Source organism: Pseudozobellia sp. WGM2, assembly GCF_017810075.1.
Classification (GTDB): domain Bacteria; phylum Bacteroidota; class Bacteroidia; order Flavobacteriales; family Flavobacteriaceae; genus JADNYK01.
This window is the reverse complement of sequence record NZ_JADNYK010000009.1, coordinates 114986-131480: the sequence shown is the minus strand read 5'-3', so window position 1 is coordinate 131480 and position 16495 is coordinate 114986. Positions and strand designations below refer to the sequence as shown.

Here is a 16495-nt window from a genome sequence, read left to right as displayed (position 1 = left end):
TTTATCTTTTCGAACATCCTTAATTGACCTTTCAATCAAACTTTATACGATTGAGAAGCTTCCCTTATCATTAGCTTGTCGATAAAAATGTATTTTGAAGTGGGTAGCTAATGAAATAATCTTATCTTTGCGGCCTGATTGAAAATCAATCACGTACATAAAAATCATTTAAAACAATATTGGCATGTATCTAAGTAAAGAAGTAAAAGCCGACATCTTCAAGAAATATGGAGGCAAAGCAGAGAACACAGGTTCTACCGAAGGTCAGATTGCGTTGTTCACACACCGTATCAACCACCTAACCGAGCATTTGAAAAAAAATCAAAAAGACTACAACACTGAGCGTTCATTGGTTCGTTTGGTAGGTAAAAGAAGAAGTCTTCTTGATTATATGATAAAGAACGATATTGTTAAGTATCGTGAACTTATCAAAGAATTGAATATCAGAAAATAATTGACTCGGGGACTGAATATTTTCAGTCCCTTTTTTATATTGCAAAAGCCCTCGTTTGACGAGGCAAATTCAAAAAGCTTCACACGGTTTTTCATTGGTCAACACAACACAACAGCTCCGACCAGAGAAAATGTCGGAAAGACCATTGTTTAACAGTTCGCCCGTTTGGCGGATTTAAATCAAATTTATGATTCCAAAAGTATTTAAAGAGGTCATAGACCTTGGTGACGGTAGGGAAATTTCTATCGAAACAGGAAAATTGGCAAAGCAGGCCCACGGTTCTGTCGTTGTGCAATCAGGAAAGTGTATGCTACTGTGTACCGTTGTTTCCAACTACAAGCAAAGCGATGTAGATTTTTTACCACTTACGGTAGATTATCGCGAAAAATTTGCGGCCGCCGGCCGTTACCCTGGTGGGTTTTTCAAAAGAGAAGCCAGACCTAGTGATGGTGAAGTATTGACTATGCGTTTAGTGGACCGCGTTTTACGTCCGTTATTCCCGAAAGATTATCATGCTGAGACCCAGGTGATGATCCAATTGATGTCTCATGATGAAAATGTTATGCCAGATGCTATGGCCGGTTTGGCTGCATCTGCCGCTATACAACTTTCAGATTTTCCGTTCGAATGCGCTATTTCTGAAGTAAGGGTGGGCAGAATTAACGGAGAGTTTATCATCAACCCTTCTTTCGAACAACTTGCGGAAAGTGATATTGACATGGTGATCGGCGCATCTGCTGATTCCGTGATGATGGTTGAAGGTGAAATGGATGAAATTTCCGAAGAGGAAATGACCGAAGCTATCAAATTCGCACATGAAGCCATTAAGGTACAATGTGCCGCCCAGTTACGTTTGGCCGAAGCATTCGGTAAAAAGGAAACTAGAGAATACGAGCCAGAGAGAGAAGATGAAGAATTGGCCAAGAAGGTACACGACCTGACGTATAGCAAAGTATACGATATTGCCAAAGCAGGTTCTGCCAAGCACGAAAGAAGTGCAGCTTTTGGTACTATCAAAGAAGAAGTTATCGCCTCTTTTTCCGAAGAAGAACAAGAAGAGTATAACGGATTGATCTCCAAATATTTCTATAAGGCAGAGAAGGCCGCTGTACGCGACCTAACCTTAAATGAAGGGTTACGTTTAGATGGGCGTAAAACGGATGAGATCAGACCAATTTGGTGTGAGGTCGATTACTTACCTTCTACACACGGTTCAGCCATCTTTACAAGGGGTGAGACCCAAGCTTTGGCTACGGTAACCCTTGGTACGTCTAGAGATGCCAATCAAATAGATATGCCTTCTCAAGAAGGTGAAGAGCGTTTCTACTTACACTATAACTTTCCTCCATTTTCAACTGGGGAAGCTAGACCTATTCGTGGTACTTCACGAAGAGAAGTCGGTCATGGTAATTTAGCTCAACGAGCTCTAAAGGGTATGGTGCCCGATGATTGCCCATATACCGTTCGTGTGGTTTCAGAAGTATTAGAGTCTAATGGTTCTTCTTCTATGGCTACAGTTTGTTCTGGTACGATGGCTTTAATGGATGCCGGTGTACAATTGAAAAAACCAGTTTCCGGTATTGCCATGGGATTAATTTCTGATGCAGAAACCGGAAAATATGCCGTGCTTTCAGATATCTTGGGTGATGAAGATCACTTAGGTGATATGGACTTTAAAGTAACAGGTACAGAAGACGGTATTACCGCTTGCCAGATGGATATTAAGGTAAAAGGCCTTTCGTATGAAATCTTGGTAAATGCCTTGAAACAAGCAAGAGACGGTCGTTTACACATTCTTGGTAAATTAACTGATACCATATCGGCACCAAATGCTGATGTGAAGCCCCATTCTCCGAAAATGGTAACCAGAATAATTCCGAACGAATTTATTGGAGCCCTTATCGGACCTGGTGGAAAGGTTATTCAAGAACTACAGAAAGAAACCGGTACCACTATCGTTATTAACGAAGATCCCGTTACCGAAGAAGGTATCGTTGAAATTTTAGGTACCGACCAAGACGGTATCGATGCCGTATTGACCAAAATTGATTCATTAATGTTCAAGCCAGAAGCGGGTAGCGTTTATGAAGTTAAGGTCATCAAAATGTTAGATTTCGGTGCAGTAGTAGAGTACCAAGATGCCCCTGGCAACGAGGTATTGCTACACGTATCTGAATTGGCATGGGAACGTACCGAAAATGTAACCGATGTAGTCAACATGGGCGATGTCTTCGATGTGAAATACATGGGTATCGATTCTCGAACAAGAAAAGACCGTGTTTCTAGAAAAGTTCTTCTACCAAAGCCAGAAGGCTATAAAGAAAGACCTCCAAGAAGCAACGATCGTAACGATCGTAATCGCGGAAAAGACAACCGCGGTCGCGACAATAGAGATAGAAAACCGAGAAGAGATTAGTCACTAATCCTCTTAGGTTAAATATATTGAAAGCTCCGATAATTGTACATCGGGGCTTTTTTTGTGCATCTTATCCAAAAAATCAAGTTTTTTTTACCCTAATGTAACATTTCAACCTTTTTTACGTATAAGTATATGCAACTATGCATAACGAAAGGAAATTTTAGATGAGACAGCTAAAGATTACAAAACAGGTCACCAACCGAGAAACAGCGTCTTTGGACAAGTACTTGCAAGAAATTGGCAAGGTAGACTTGATTACTGCAGATGAAGAAGTAGAATTGGCACAACGAATCAAGGCAGGCGACCAGGTCGCTCTTGAAAAACTGACTAAGGCCAACCTTCGATTTGTGGTATCTGTCGCCAAACAATATCAAAACCAAGGTTTAACCCTACCTGATTTAATCAATGAAGGCAACCTTGGGCTAATCAAAGCAGCACAACGTTTTGATGAAACCAGAGGTTTCAAATTTATCTCATATGCCGTTTGGTGGATTAGACAGTCCATTTTACAGGCCTTGGCAGAGCAGTCAAGAATTGTTCGTTTGCCATTGAACAAAATTGGTTCTATCAACAAAATCAACAAGACTTTTGCTTTTCTTGAGCAGGCACACGAGCGTATGCCTTCTGCCGAAGAGATTGCCAAAGAATTGGATATGACCGTTGAAGACGTAAAACAGTCTTTGAAAAATTCGGGCCGCCATGTTTCTATGGATGCTCCATTGATCGATGGTGAAGATTCTAACCTCTATGATGTACTTCGTAGCGGTGAGTCGCCAAACCCAGATAAAGAATTATTGCACGATTCGCTCAGAACAGAAATTGAAAGGGCCCTTGAAACATTGACCCCTCGTGAAGCTGATGTTATTCGTCTCTATTTTGGCCTTGCAGGTCAACATTCGATGACCTTGGAAGAAATCGGTGAAACTTTTGATCTGACCAGGGAAAGAGTTCGTCAAATTAAAGAAAAAGCGATTCGTAGATTAAAGCATACATCAAGAAGTAAAATCTTGAAAACCTACCTCGGTTAAACATAAACAAATTACAGCGTTAAATAATCCTTAAATTGGAAATTTGGCATATTAGTTGTAATTTTATCGGTAACAACAGTTTATCATGACTGTTCGTTTTTTGATTGATGAATAAACTCCGGCTGATTACCGGAGTTTTTTCATTTATACAGGTTTTCCAGCTTGTCCATTTTTTTGACAATAACCCGTGATCGTAATCTTAAAATGATTATACGGCAATACCAACAGCTATATGAAAGATGATAATATTTCGAAGCAACCCAATAATCCGCTTCATGGTGTAAAGTTGGCAGATATGCTTGAACATCTTACACAAAAATATACATGGGACGAGTTAGCGGAACGGGTGAACATCAATTCTTTCAAAAGCAACCCTTCCATAAAATCATCATTAAAATTTTTGAGGCGAACACCATGGGCCAGAGAAAAAGTAGAACGTTTATATTTAAAATCGATAAAAAAATAACCGCTTGTGGCTTTGAACATAGTTTTAATAGAACCTGAAATACCTAACAACACTGGAAATATTGGCAGGTTGGCATTAGCTACGGGCTCGAACCTGCATCTGGTCAAACCCTTTGGTTTCGAATTAAGCGATAAAAGGTTAAAGCGGGCCGGCCTTGACTATTGGCCCCATATTTCCCGCTTCACTTATGAGGGCCAAGACGAATTTTTTAGCATACATGGTGATAAAAAAATGGCATTCTTCTCTAGCCACGGTAAAAAGGCACATTGGTCCATTCCATATGAAGATGACCTGTTCCTCATTTTCGGAAAGGAGTCTGTCGGGCTGCCCAAAGAATTGACCGAGGCGAATGAAGATATGCTCTACCAAATACCTTTGTACAGCGAGCACATACGCAGTTTAAATTTGGCCAACGCCGTGAGTATTGCCGTTTATGAAGGCCTACGTCAACTGAGCTGAATTGCGGTTATTACTATACATGTAAACATGTAACTCATTTCAAGCTAGAAAAACTCTCATTTGATTACTTTTGTAGCAATTGAAGTGAAGACACAATGAACAAAGCTAAAATAGCACCATCACTACTCGCGGCCGATTTCGGTAATTTGCAGCGAGATGTTGAAATGGTCAACCAAAGTCAGGCCGATTGGCATCATATAGACATCATGGACGGTGTTTTTGTACCCAATATCTCTTATGGTATGCCAGTGGTCAAAACGATTTCTGAGCACGCTACCAAGCCTTTAGATGTGCATCTGATGATTGTAGACCCCGACCGTTACATCAATACGTTCGCTGAATTGGGGGCCACCTATTTGACCGTTCACTACGAAGCATGCACTCACTTGCACAGAACGGTACAGGCCATTAAAAATGCCGGTATGAAGGCAGGTGTGGCGCTCAATCCGCATACCAATGTAAACCTGCTTAAGAACATCATCAGTGACTTGGATTTAGTTTTGATCATGAGCGTAAACCCCGGGTTTGGCGGACAGAGTTTCATTGAAAATAGTTACGAGAAAATCAGGGACGCCAAAGAACTGATCAAGATGAACGAGTCTAAAGCCCTTGTAGAAGTCGATGGCGGTGTCACCGCAAAAAATGCCAAAGCCCTAATAAAGGCGGGAGCCGATGTATTAGTGGCCGGTAGTTTCATCTTTAAAAGCGAAGACCCAAGCACGACGATTAAAGAACTTAAAATAGCGACGGACAAGTGGAGCATTTTCGAATTGTAATTATAGGTGGTGGACCGATAGGAATCGCATGCGGACTAGAAGCCCAAAAAAGAGGCTTGAGCTATGTTATATTGGAAAAAGGACCGATTGTAAATTCGCTTTTCAATTATCCCATAAATATGCAGTTTTTCTCTTCTTCCGAAAAACTGGAAATAGACGGCATACCCTTTATTAGCAAAGAAGCCAAACCCAAACGAAATGAAGCGCTGGAATACTATAGACGCATCGTAACCTCTAACGCACTGAACATCCGTCTTTTTGAAAAAGTGCAGAGCGTAGAAAAATCTGAAGATAAATTTTCCATTTTATCGAGTAAACAGAAATATACCGCAGACAAGGTAATCGTCGCTACCGGGTTTTATGATTTGCCAAATCCTTTAGGGGTACCTGGGGAAGATTTACCCAAAGTCTCACATTACTATAAAGATCCTCATTTTTTTGCCAGTCAAAAATTAGCTATTATCGGAGCAAGCAATTCCGCAATCGACGCAGCATTGGAGTGTTATAGAAAGGGTGCAGAAGTTTCTCTCATTATTCGTGGGCCAGAGGTCGGCCAACGGGTAAAATATTGGGTTAGGCCCGACATCATTAATCGTATTGAAGAGGGGAGCATAAAAGCGTATTACAATTCAACTGTTAAGGAAATAAAGAATAGTGAAATTTCCATCGCTACCTCGGGTGGAGAGATGACTATTGAGAACGACTTTGTTCTTGCTCTTACAGGGTACATGCCGAATTTTGAATTTCTTCGTCAATTGGGTATCGAATTATCAGATGACGAGAAATTACTTCCGCAATATGATCCTGAAACTATGGAAACCAATATAGCTGGTCTCTATTTAGCAGGAGTTATTTGTGGAGGCATGGAAACCCATAAATGGTTTATCGAAAATTCAAGAGTACACGCTCAAATGATAATGGATTCGATTTTAAAAAATCAAGCTACCACAAGCAATATATCCTAAACACTCCCTGTTTTCAGGGATACACATTTCACTTTTTAGGGCGTATTTTTCATGTAGGTAATTGGTCAGTTTTGTATTGAACAATAAACCTATTGAAATGAAATACATTTACCCCAAACTACTGGCTATCTGCTTAGCTGTAGCCATATACTGCAACAATAAATCCGTAAAAAGCTATAAATCTTCATCTATATCAGATTCGGAATATGCACTTACAGTTAAACGCGGTGCTTTTCACTACGATAGATTCGACATCACTAAAAACAAAGTTCAATATACTCCGGACACCTCAAATGAAAAAACCATAGACAAGTACAATAAATACAGTGAAACCTTTTTAGACACCCTATCGACTTTAGGCTTTTTCAAAAAAATAGAAGCCGATGGTTTTTGGAATCTCAAACCTCTTTACGAGACCAAATCATCTTGTGGCAGTAAGCTGATGATAACACTAAGTCATAATAAAAAGACAAAAACCGTAATTTGCGAAGATTATATCGAGGGATGCCCGGAAGTAATTAAATATATTGATAAAAAAGTTGTTGAAATGGAAGGTAATAGCTTAAAACGCATCTATTTGCCCGGGTAATTTCATCGACTGGAACCTAATAAACCAAAAAATTGTTGACATACCTTTTGAAACTCCTTTATCACATACCAAGACACCCCTTATGGTTAATGATTTTTTTTATGGGCTGGCTTTGCAGTGGCGTGGCCCAAGAACCAAATGACGTTCAGGAAAAGAGAATTCAATTTTCAACTATACCCAACACTCAACAAAAATCAATACAATCATATTACCGAGCACTTAAAACAGCCAATTATGGTACCGAGCGTTTCTCAGTACTACTGCAATTAGCAGCACACCATATAGATCAGGCAAATTCTGACAGTATTATTCATTATGGTAATCTCTATTTGAGGGAAATACGAAATTGGGACCAAGGTATAAAAGCAAAGTCAAGTCATTTTTCTAAAGCATATTTTATTCTGGGCATCGGCAGTAGGTTCAATGGGTTAATAGATAATGCCGTAAAATGGCATATACAAGGCATTACGGAAGCAGAGGCTTCAGCACAAGATGAGTTTGGTTATCGGAACAAAATAGGTCTTGCCAACACATATAACCTAAAATCAGAACCCGAAAAAACCCTTGCTATTTTAAAAGACCTACCTCAACCTTTACAAGAAGATTGGCCCGAATTGCTTCCCAAGACCCTCACTTTTTTAGGTGACGCGCATTACTTACAAGCACAATATTCCGAAGCTAACGAGGTATATAATGAAGCATTAAAAAAATCGATCGAGATTGAAGATGAAAGACAAGAACTTACCGTTAAACTTAAATTAGGCACGATTGCCGAGCTAAACAATGAGTACTCCTTGGCCTTTGAGTTATATAATAATGCAAGGGAAACGGGTATGCAAAAGGGCTACCTCAACATTTATTTTGAGGGTACCATACGAATGGGAGAACTCTTTTATAAAGAAGAAAACTATGATGCAGCCAACGCCGCTCTCTCCGTGGCCTATATCAATGCAATTGAACGTGACAATCTACACTATCAAAAAGAGATATTAAATATACAAAGGCGCGTATTCGCTGTTACCGGCGACCACAGCAATGCTTATGCCGTAATGACCCAATTATCAGGCATAAATACCGAAATAGCTCGTAGACAGCAGCAAAAAGTTATACGCGAGCTTGAAGTACAATACGAGACCTTAGAAAAAGAAAAGGCGATATCAAGTTTAGAGGAAGATAAAATTTTAAAGGAGGCGGAACTCAAACGCCAAAAAACAATTAGAAATGCATTTTTAATTGGCTTTTTAATTATTCTTATTCCTATTCTGGGCTTACTTTACCTTTATTACCAAAAATTACAGACTCAAAGTGAATTGGCCCAAAAACAAAAAGTCATCAATGAACAAAAAGTGACCACACTTAAACAAGAGCAAGAACTCAATCTTATAAAGGCATCTATCAAAGGGCAGGACGAAGAACGAAAACGCATCGCACAAGAGTTGCACGACAGCATTGGCGGTAATCTGGCCGGTATTAAACTACAGGTTTCAAGTATTGGAGAAAACTTTAGCCAATGGAAAGCCATAAATGCCCAATTAGATGACACCTATCAATTGGTTCGAAACATTGCGCATACCCTTATACCCAAAAAATTTATGCGGAATGTATTTACCGATTTAGTGAAGGACTACGTTTCTGCTATTTCAATAAATGGAAAACTTAAGGTAAACCTTCACACCCAACCAGAAGAAAGACTGAACATAATTGATGAAAATGTTAAATTTGAAATCTACAAGATAATTCAAGAACTGGTCACAAACACTTTAAAGCATGCTGAGGCCAGTGAAATTGCCATCAATTTAAGTGCTGCAGTGAACGAACTAAGTTTACTTTTCGAAGATAATGGTAAAGGGTTCGACCCTTCAAAAACAAAAGATGGCTTAGGTTTCCAAAATTTAAAAAGCCGAGTTAAACACCTTAAGGGTGCTCTACATATAGATTCGACCGAGAATAGAGGTACGGTCATATCAATAACTATACCTTTAGAATGAAAGTCGTAGTGCTTATAATCGTATCACTTTTGCAGTGGAAATCATACTGCATTTCAGATTACTATGGTCAGTATTTAATCAAATATATAGTTCTGGCCGTGCTTATAGCAATGCATTTCTTTGTATTTCCGACATGGTTTTATGCTTTTGATAAAATAAAACAAATCGACTGTGCCAACCCCGTAATTAGCTTTCATATATTTTTTCTCATAGTGGGCATTCCTCTTGGTATCATAATACATACTATATATTTTTCAACAAAAAAAAAACAAAACTCCATTTAATCATGGCATATAACCTCATTATTGCAGACGACCATAAGATGTTTATCGATGGTTTGATCAGTATTCTAACCGATGCACCCGAATTCAAGGTTACCGCAACTTTTAAAAATGGAGCACAGGTACTTAAATATCTAAACATTAATGGCACCGAAAACCTACACTTGCTCATTACCGACCTTAGCATGCCCGAAATTGGAGGTCTTGAGTTGAACCAAAATATTAAAGAAAACTTCCCGACCTTAAAAACTTTGGTCGTGAGTATGCATATTGATGGAGAAATGATCGACAATCTTATTAGAAACAATGTGGATGGATATGTACCCAAGAACGCAGAAAAAGAAGAGCTCTTACGTGCTATAAAAACCATTATCAATGGTGAAAAATACTTTTCCCAAGAAATTAAAAAGGCCTACACCGATGCTATGTTCACTGCTAAAGCAAAAGAAGAGGTTCATCTAACTGAACGAGAAAAAGAGGTTTTAAAACTTATTGCCGAAGAATTTACTACCCAAGAAATTGCCGATGAACTATTTCTAAGCAAGCACACAATTGAAAGCTATAGAAAAAACCTAATTTCGAAACTCAACGTAAAAAATTTGGCAGGCCTAACCAAGCACGCAATAAAAATAGGATTACTTGATTAAAAAAAAACCAAATGTAGCCTACCTGAAAAAGGTCTACTACATCTGGCCTACTATGACTTCTTTAAAATCTTTTATCTACGTCGCTGACCTGAATATTGCATGGCCTCACCCTTACCGAAACCGTAGCTGAAGCCTAAGGCTACAAAACGACCTCGTTGCCTCCTATTAAAGACTTCATTAGTTACTTGATTGTTAGCTATTTGAGTTAAAACACTTTCATTAATTCGAGAAGTGAACAAATCTCTGACACTCAAGTTTAAAACTGCTTTGCCTTTCATAATATTCTTGCGTATCCCCATGTCCAAGAATAGAATATCCGCAATTTTACTTTGAACGGTTCTGTAACTAGACTGATAATTTCCGGTCATTTCCAAATCAAAATCTGCCGGTAGTTTTACCTTAGTCATTAATTTAGAAGTCCACTGGTCACCGGAAAAATCAAACTCCTGGGCATTAAAAATGCCATCTCGACTAAAAGAGCTATAGTTAAAGTCTCCGTTTAAAGTGAGCCATTTTGCGGGGCTATATTTGGCATTGAATTCGAGTCCCGTAGAATTATTCGTTCCAATATTTTCTGGCCTTACAGTGGTGACATTATCCTCAAAAGTTGATACTCTTTCTATTACCTCGGTCGTATAGCGGTGGTACACTCCAAAATTCAGTGAAGCTTTACCCAATATATAAATACTGGTTATTTCATAAGAATCAGTGAACTCGGGCTGTAAATCAGGATTACCTTGTCTTATGAAAAAATTATTTCTAGGATTAAAAAATGGATTTAAATCCCACATCCTTGGTCTATATATTCTTTTGGAATACCCAGCCTGAATAGATATCATATCGGTAAACTTATACGAAGCATGTGCACTCGGAAAAAGGTTTACAAAGTCTTGGTTATTGGCTTGACCTGTAGTAGCTAAATAGGTACTTAAATTAGTATGTTCTAAACGCAAACCGCCTTTAACTCCCCATTTTTTCCCTTCGTACGAGCCAGTACTATAAACTCCTAAAACATTCTGTTTATAATCAAAAATATTGGTCAGGGTAGAATCATTTACATACACCCCATTCTCTAAATTATTGAGTTCATAGTCATTGCTCACATCATTCAATACGTATTGTGCCCCAGTCTCTAAAGTAATCTTATCGGTAAGTGGGTTGGTATAATCTAATTTGAAAGTAAATACCGACTCTTTAAAATCGGTACGTGTCTGCTGGGTGGCATCATTATCTTCACCAGAAATCGTATTATTAAAGAATTCAGAAGATTGATCTTTACCGAAGAAATTACCAAGGCCACTGAAAAGAAGTGTATGCTCATCATCATCTTCATCAAAATTCTTTTTGTACTGTAATTCATATTGAAATTTCGGATTTTTAGCTTCTGTAACTTCTGTACGTTGCCATTGAGAAATTTGGTCAGCACCTTCGAAAGAAGCAAAATCAGTCGTTGAGGGTTGATCTTCAATTTCCATTGCAAAATTTCCCGATAGGGTAAGCACATTTAGGTCGTTGATATGATAATCGGTACCTAATACCAAATTATAATAGGTTTCGTTTCTATACTCAGTACCTGTACTGACCACTGAAGTATTATCGATCAAATTCAGGTTTGTATTTTCTATATCGGTCGGCAAATCGCGTACGCCTACCCCCAATTGACTAAATAGATTAAACTTTTCGGTTCTTCGATTTAGGCTTACCCCGACACTATGACCGGCAGGTGTACCCGTGTTAACAGAAATAGAACCATTGAGACCTTTTCGCTCCTCTTTCTTCAAAACGATGTTTATAATACCAGAAGTACCCTCAGCATCATATTTCGCAGAAGGGTTTGTAATCACTTCTACCCTCTCGATCATATCGGCCGTTAATGTTCCCAGGGCATTGCCCTCTTCACTAGCGAGTATAGAGGGTTTGCCATTGATCAACATCTGAACACCTTGGCTACCTCGTAAACTCACCTGCCCTTCAATATTTACGTTCACCGAGGGTACATTATTAAGAACTTCTAAAGCACTGGCACCTGTACTGCTCAAATCTTTGCCCACATTGAACACCCGCTTGTCGAGCTTGAACTCGGTACGTGAGATTTCACCTGCAACTACCACTTCTTCTAACTGTTCGGCGTCTTCTTCTAGAATCACTTTACCCAAATCCATGATAGCAGTTCTCGTAGTAGGTTGTCCAAAAGTTTTAGATTGAAAACCTAAAAAACCAATTTCTACGTAAAAATTATTGGCGGTCGTCTCTATACTAAAGGTACCATCGTCTCCTGTAGTTGCCCCGGTTATTGGTTTTTTAGTTTCATTGTCGCCGATCATGACTGTTGCAAAGGCAATGGGCAAGCCACTCCCCTGTTCTACAACTTCACCTTTAATAGTAATAGGCGTTTCTTGAGCGGTAACTGATTCAAGTCCGATAAATACAAGACCGGAAAAAAGTAAGAATAATAGATGTTTTGGTTTTGGTAACATGTTGATTTGAATAAATTGAGTTTACCCAAAGATGCTCACTTATGACCAAGATTAAAAAACGTTTACCCTAAACGACAATAATTATACAGTAAACGACAATATAACCCCTTAAAGCAAAGCTGTAGTCGTTTAGGGTATAAAATAGGTTGTTAAGGTTCTCAAATTTTATGTTGCTCATATAATACATTAGCTTTATAAGATGAATCGAATTCTAATTTCAAGAAAAGAGCTTTTCTTTCAGGTTGTTCTACACATAATTGTTTTTCTATTCTATTCATTTGACAGAAACGATCCGGGCATTACCTATGATCAAATCATATTTTTTCTTATTTACACTGTAGCTTCTGCCCTTATCACGTATTACCTGATGCCACGTTACCTGTACAAAAAGAAATATTGGGCTTTCTCAGGCTTGGCCCTATTCGTATTTCTTACGGTAATCATGATTGAAGAGTTATTGGAGACCGTTTTATTTCCGGGTACCGTTCGTGCGAGTATCGTACCGGGAATTTATTATGCCTTTTTTGACATCCTCCCCATTCTCGCCATTCTAGCAGGTTTCAAATTTGCTTGGGATGCTATCGGAAGTCAACAGGAAGTTGAAAAATTAAGAAGTTCGATTCAGGAAAGCGAGCTTCAATTTTTGAAGTCACAGATTAATCCGCATTTTCTATTCAACAATTTGAACAACCTATATTCCTATGCCTTGGACGGCTCTTCAAAAACACCGGAAATTATTTTAGAAATGAGTGGCGTATTGCGATATATGCTATATGAGTGTAAAGAAAAATATGTACCCCTAAAAAAGGAAATAGAACAACTTAATAATTTTATAAAGCTATATAAACTTCAAATCGAAGAGAGAGGTCTTGTAAATTTTAAAGAGGGCCATATTGACCCGAATTATAGAATAGCTCCGCTCATTCTGGTCGTATTTATAGAAAATGCTTTCAAGCATAGCCAATCAGGTCAATCAAAAAATATCAAGATAGATATAGAGGTGAGTATCGAAGATGACCTTTTAATGTTCGTGTGCAAAAACAATTTTGAGAGTGTCGAAAGTATGGATACCGTTGCAAAGGGCATTGGCCTTAAAAACGTCAAGAAAAGACTGGAGTTGCTTTACCCAAACATGCACAAACTAGATATTAATGAACAAGAGCGACAATTCTCTGTATTTTTAACCATGCAACTTGAAAAGTTCTAGCTAATGAAATGCATTATTATAGAAGATCAACCGCCTGCACAACGTATTCTCAAAAAATACATTGAAGATATGGGTTCGCTACAGCTGCACGGAACGTTTTCAGATGCCATTCAAGCTATGGAATTTTTAAAAACCGAGTCCGTAGATTTAATGTTTCTAGACATTCATCTTCCAAAAATATCAGGAATCGATTTTTTGAAATCAATGAGTAACCCTCCGCAAGTGATTCTTACCACCGCATTTTCAGAATATGCTTTAGAGAGCTATGAATTCAATGTTATCGATTATCTTTTAAAGCCTTTTTCCTTTCAACGTTTCGTAAAGGCCGTATCAAAAGTTAACGCCCGTAACCAATCGAATTATGAACTCAAGCCTTCTGATGAGTCAGCTACTCCCAAAGAAATCTATATTAAATCAGGTTACGAACATATCAAGGTGGCCTTTGACGATATCTATCATATTGTATCTGATGCCGATTATACCGAAATCGTAACGAAAGAAAAAAAATACCTCTCCAACGAACCTCTCCGTTTTTGGGAAGAAAGCCTGCCCCAAGCACAATTCTTTCGCATTCATCGTTCACATATCGTGAATACCTCCAAAATACAAAAACTGGTAGGCAACCAGATTTACTTACCAAACGAAACTGTCTTACCCATTGGCAGGGCCTATAAAGAAGAATTTGTTAAGCGCATATTTAACTAAAAGCACACTACTATGAAACCACTAAAAAAAGAACAGATCAAACAAGAAGTTTTCGATTTGTACGATGCTTATGCCCACAATAAACTGGCGAGAAGAGAATTTATCGAAAAACTATCGCTATATGCTGTTGGGGGTATTACCGTAGCTTCTTTAATGAGCTTTTTGATGCCCAATTATAGCGATACCTTGATCGTTTCACAGAACGACCCAAAACTAGAATCGGGCTTTATCAAATACGAATCACCGAAAGGAGGTGGTACTATCAAAGGTCTGTTATCGAAGCCTAAAAATGTCAAAGGGAAATTAGGTGGTATCGTGGTGGTTCACGAAAACCGTGGACTCAACCCTTACGTTGAGGATACCGCACGTAGGGCTGCTCTTTCCGGTTTTATAACCTTGGCTCCCGATGCTTTGAGTCCGTTAGGTGGTTATCCTGGTAATGATGATGAAGGTCGTGAAATGCAGCGCAAGCGAGACCGAAATGAAATGCTTGAAGATTTTATAGCCGCTTACGAATACCTAAAAAATCATAAAGATTGCTCAGGAAAAATCGGAGTTGTTGGTTTTTGTTTCGGAGGGTGGATTTCGAATATGATGGCCGTCAAAGTTCCAGACTTGTCAGCTGCAGTTCCCTTCTATGGCAGTCAACCTGAAGAGAACATCGATCAGATAAATGCCCCGCTAATGCTTCAATTTGCCGGTTTAGACGAACGAGTAAACGCAGGTTGGCCAGATTATGAAAAAGCCTTAAAGGAGAACAATATAGAATATAAGGCCTATACTTACCCAAATGTTAATCATGGTTTTCACAATACCTCTACTCCGAGATACGATAAAGAAGCGGCTGAACTTGCATGGAGCAGAACTATCGAATTTTTCAAAAAACACTTGAACGCTTAGTGCAAAGACTCACCAGTAAACATCAAGCTATGCCATTACCAAAACCACACTTTCATGTGTGGTTTTGCTTTTAAGACCGCACTTACAAATTCCATGGAAAGAATGTACTGAATGAAAATGGGAAAGGATTGGCTCCGCCTTTCCTGACAAAGCTCCGCTTTGAAAAACAAAAGACCGCACTTACGAATTCTATGGAAAAAATGTACTGAATGAAAATGGGAAAGGATCGGCTCCGCTCTTCTTGACAAAGCTCCGCTTTGAAAAACAAAAGACCGCACTTACAAATTCCATGGAAAAGATGTACTGAATGAAAATGAAAATGATTGGCTCCGCCCTTCCTGGTAAAGCTCCGCTTTGAAAAACAAAAGACCGCACTTACAAATTCTATGGAAAAAATGTACTGAATGAAAATGGGAAAGGATTGGCTCCGCCTTTCCTGACAAAGCTCCGCTTTGAAAAACAAAAGACCGCACTTACAAATTCAAGTAAACTTGATTTGACGTGCAGTCTTTTGTTTTATTCGTGACCCCGGCAGGATTCAAACCTGCAACCCTCAGAGCCGAAATCTGATGCGCTATTCAGTTGCGCCACGAGGCCTTATTACTCTATACTAATTTTTTCTTTACTATTGATGAAATGGTTTTACCATCTGCTTGACCAGCGAGTTCCTTTGAAACCAAGCCCATTACCTTACCCATGTCTTTCATACCATTCGCACCAGTAGCTTCAATAGTTTGAACGACAACCTTCTCTATCTCTTCTTCGGTTAGTTGCTCAGGTAAAAACTGTTCGATTACCGCAACTTGCGCAAGTTCAGGTTCCGCCAAATCGGCTCGGCCCTGTTCTTGAAAAATAGCCGCGCTATCTTTACGTTGCTTGACCAGTTTCTGAACGAGTTTTACTTCATCCTCCTCGGTAAAATCATTGTCCGTACCACTCGTTTGAGCTAAAAGCAATGCCGATTTAATAGCACGCAACGATTCAAGAGCGACAGAATCTTTCGCTTTCATCGCTACTTTCATTTGCTCCATTACCTTTTTCTGTAAGCTCATGACTTGAGTTTTTTTCGGACTGCGAAGATAAAAAATAAACCCGAAAAAAATATGTATTTTTCGGGTTTAAGTTTGAGTTAGT

General features: G+C 38.9%; 15 protein-coding genes and 1 tRNA gene. 13 read left to right on the top strand and 3 right to left on the bottom strand.

What is annotated here, in order from left to right; genetic code table 11:
• The first annotated feature begins 184 nt into the window (after nucleotides 1–184).
• The 10 genes from rpsO (at nucleotide 185) to IV512_RS17810 (ending at nucleotide 10072) form a co-directional block, all read left to right on the top strand.
• Nucleotides 185–454, top strand: a complete 270-nt coding sequence (gene rpsO, locus IV512_RS17855) for a 30S ribosomal protein S15 (RefSeq protein WP_100871214.1) — start codon at nucleotides 185–187, stop codon at nucleotides 452–454.
• A 187-nt stretch (nucleotides 455–641) separates the two neighbouring features.
• Nucleotides 642–2870, top strand: a complete 2229-nt coding sequence (locus IV512_RS17850) for a polyribonucleotide nucleotidyltransferase (protein ID WP_209405856.1) — start codon at nucleotides 642–644, stop codon at nucleotides 2868–2870.
• A gap of 167 nt (nucleotides 2871–3037) precedes the next feature.
• Nucleotides 3038–3901 carry an RNA polymerase sigma factor RpoD/SigA gene (locus IV512_RS17845; protein WP_100871212.1) on the top strand — a complete coding sequence of 288 codons (864 nt, stop codon included), beginning with the start codon at nucleotides 3038–3040 and terminating at the stop codon, nucleotides 3899–3901.
• A 232-nt stretch (nucleotides 3902–4133) separates the two neighbouring features.
• Nucleotides 4134–4367: a VF530 family DNA-binding protein gene (locus tag IV512_RS17840; RefSeq protein WP_209405854.1), complete on the top strand. Its 234-nt coding sequence runs from the start codon at nucleotides 4134–4136 to the stop codon at nucleotides 4365–4367.
• Between the two features lie 6 nt (nucleotides 4368–4373).
• A complete protein-coding gene (locus IV512_RS17835; RefSeq protein ID WP_100871210.1) occupies nucleotides 4374–4826 on the top strand; it encodes a tRNA (cytidine(34)-2'-O)-methyltransferase in 453 nt (150 codons plus the stop codon).
• Between the two features lie 95 nt (nucleotides 4827–4921).
• Nucleotides 4922–5602 carry a ribulose-phosphate 3-epimerase gene (rpe, locus tag IV512_RS17830; protein ID WP_209405852.1) on the top strand — a complete coding sequence of 227 codons (681 nt, stop codon included), beginning with the start codon at nucleotides 4922–4924 and terminating at the stop codon, nucleotides 5600–5602.
• Nucleotides 5581–6567 (top strand): YpdA family putative bacillithiol disulfide reductase, encoded by a 987-nt coding sequence (locus tag IV512_RS17825; RefSeq protein WP_209405850.1) that lies wholly within the window; start codon nucleotides 5581–5583, stop codon nucleotides 6565–6567. Before rpe ends, IV512_RS17825 begins: the two co-directional genes overlap by 22 nt.
• Nucleotides 6568–6664: 97 nt before the next feature.
• A complete protein-coding gene (locus IV512_RS17820; RefSeq protein ID WP_209405848.1) occupies nucleotides 6665–7156 on the top strand; it encodes a hypothetical protein in 492 nt (163 codons plus the stop codon).
• A gap of 101 nt (nucleotides 7157–7257) precedes the next feature.
• A complete protein-coding gene (locus IV512_RS17815; protein ID WP_209405846.1) occupies nucleotides 7258–9144 on the top strand; it encodes a sensor histidine kinase in 1887 nt (628 codons plus the stop codon).
• A gap of 286 nt (nucleotides 9145–9430) precedes the next feature.
• A complete protein-coding gene (locus IV512_RS17810; RefSeq protein WP_209405844.1) occupies nucleotides 9431–10072 on the top strand; it encodes a response regulator transcription factor in 642 nt (213 codons plus the stop codon).
• A 71-nt stretch (nucleotides 10073–10143) separates the two neighbouring features.
• Here the strand turns inward: IV512_RS17810 and IV512_RS17805 are convergent, their stop codons facing one another.
• Nucleotides 10144–12549, bottom strand: coding sequence for an outer membrane beta-barrel family protein (locus IV512_RS17805; protein WP_209405842.1), 2406 nt, complete (start codon nucleotides 12547–12549; stop codon nucleotides 10144–10146).
• A 199-nt stretch (nucleotides 12550–12748) separates the two neighbouring features.
• Here IV512_RS17805 and IV512_RS17800 point away from each other — a divergent pair, with 199 nt between their 5' ends.
• From IV512_RS17800 to IV512_RS17790, 3 genes are read left to right on the top strand one after another with little or no spacing between them, the layout of a single operon-like run.
• Nucleotides 12749–13756 carry a sensor histidine kinase gene (locus IV512_RS17800; protein ID WP_209405840.1) on the top strand — a complete coding sequence of 336 codons (1008 nt, stop codon included), beginning with the start codon at nucleotides 12749–12751 and terminating at the stop codon, nucleotides 13754–13756.
• A 3-nt stretch (nucleotides 13757–13759) separates the two neighbouring features.
• Nucleotides 13760–14461 carry a LytTR family DNA-binding domain-containing protein gene (locus IV512_RS17795; protein ID WP_209405839.1) on the top strand — a complete coding sequence of 234 codons (702 nt, stop codon included), beginning with the start codon at nucleotides 13760–13762 and terminating at the stop codon, nucleotides 14459–14461.
• A gap of 12 nt (nucleotides 14462–14473) precedes the next feature.
• Nucleotides 14474–15361, top strand: coding sequence for a dienelactone hydrolase family protein (locus IV512_RS17790; protein WP_209405837.1), 888 nt, complete (start codon nucleotides 14474–14476; stop codon nucleotides 15359–15361).
• A 523-nt stretch (nucleotides 15362–15884) separates the two neighbouring features.
• Here IV512_RS17790 and IV512_RS17785 read toward each other — a convergent pair.
• Together IV512_RS17785 and IV512_RS17780 are read right to left on the bottom strand one after the other, a co-directional pair.
• Nucleotides 15885–15958: transfer RNA gene (locus IV512_RS17785), tRNA-Arg, on the bottom strand.
• Nucleotides 15959–15966: 8 nt separating this feature from the next.
• A complete protein-coding gene (locus tag IV512_RS17780; RefSeq protein ID WP_209405835.1) occupies nucleotides 15967–16413 on the bottom strand; it encodes a GatB/YqeY domain-containing protein in 447 nt (148 codons plus the stop codon).
• Nucleotides 16414–16495 lie beyond the last annotated feature (82 nt).

What these genes read in the sequence shown, in the direction of transcription:
- IV512_RS17840 (WP_209405854.1), top strand. Translation starts at nt 4,134, where the DNA reads ATGAAAGATGATAATATTTCGAAGCAACCCAATAATCCGCTTCATGGT.
- rpe (WP_209405852.1), top strand. Translation starts at nt 4,922, where the DNA reads ATGAACAAAGCTAAAATAGCACCATCACTACTCGCGGCCGATTTCGGT.
- IV512_RS17845 (WP_100871212.1), top strand. Translation starts at nt 3,038, where the DNA reads ATGAGACAGCTAAAGATTACAAAACAGGTCACCAACCGAGAAACAGCG.
- rpsO (WP_100871214.1), top strand. Translation starts at nt 185, where the DNA reads ATGTATCTAAGTAAAGAAGTAAAAGCCGACATCTTCAAGAAATATGGA.
- IV512_RS17795 (WP_209405839.1), top strand. Translation starts at nt 13,760, where the DNA reads ATGAAATGCATTATTATAGAAGATCAACCGCCTGCACAACGTATTCTC.
- IV512_RS17820 (WP_209405848.1), top strand. Translation starts at nt 6,665, where the DNA reads ATGAAATACATTTACCCCAAACTACTGGCTATCTGCTTAGCTGTAGCC.
- IV512_RS17800 (WP_209405840.1), top strand. Translation starts at nt 12,749, where the DNA reads ATGAATCGAATTCTAATTTCAAGAAAAGAGCTTTTCTTTCAGGTTGTT.
- IV512_RS17780 (WP_209405835.1), bottom strand. Translation starts at nt 16,413, where the DNA reads ATGAGCTTACAGAAAAAGGTAATGGAGCAAATGAAAGTAGCGATGAAA.
- IV512_RS17815 (WP_209405846.1), top strand. Translation starts at nt 7,258, where the DNA reads ATGGGCTGGCTTTGCAGTGGCGTGGCCCAAGAACCAAATGACGTTCAG.
- IV512_RS17810 (WP_209405844.1), top strand. Translation starts at nt 9,431, where the DNA reads ATGGCATATAACCTCATTATTGCAGACGACCATAAGATGTTTATCGAT.
- IV512_RS17850 (WP_209405856.1), top strand. Translation starts at nt 642, where the DNA reads ATGATTCCAAAAGTATTTAAAGAGGTCATAGACCTTGGTGACGGTAGG.
- IV512_RS17805 (WP_209405842.1), bottom strand. Translation starts at nt 12,549, where the DNA reads ATGTTACCAAAACCAAAACATCTATTATTCTTACTTTTTTCCGGTCTT.
- IV512_RS17790 (WP_209405837.1), top strand. Translation starts at nt 14,474, where the DNA reads ATGAAACCACTAAAAAAAGAACAGATCAAACAAGAAGTTTTCGATTTG.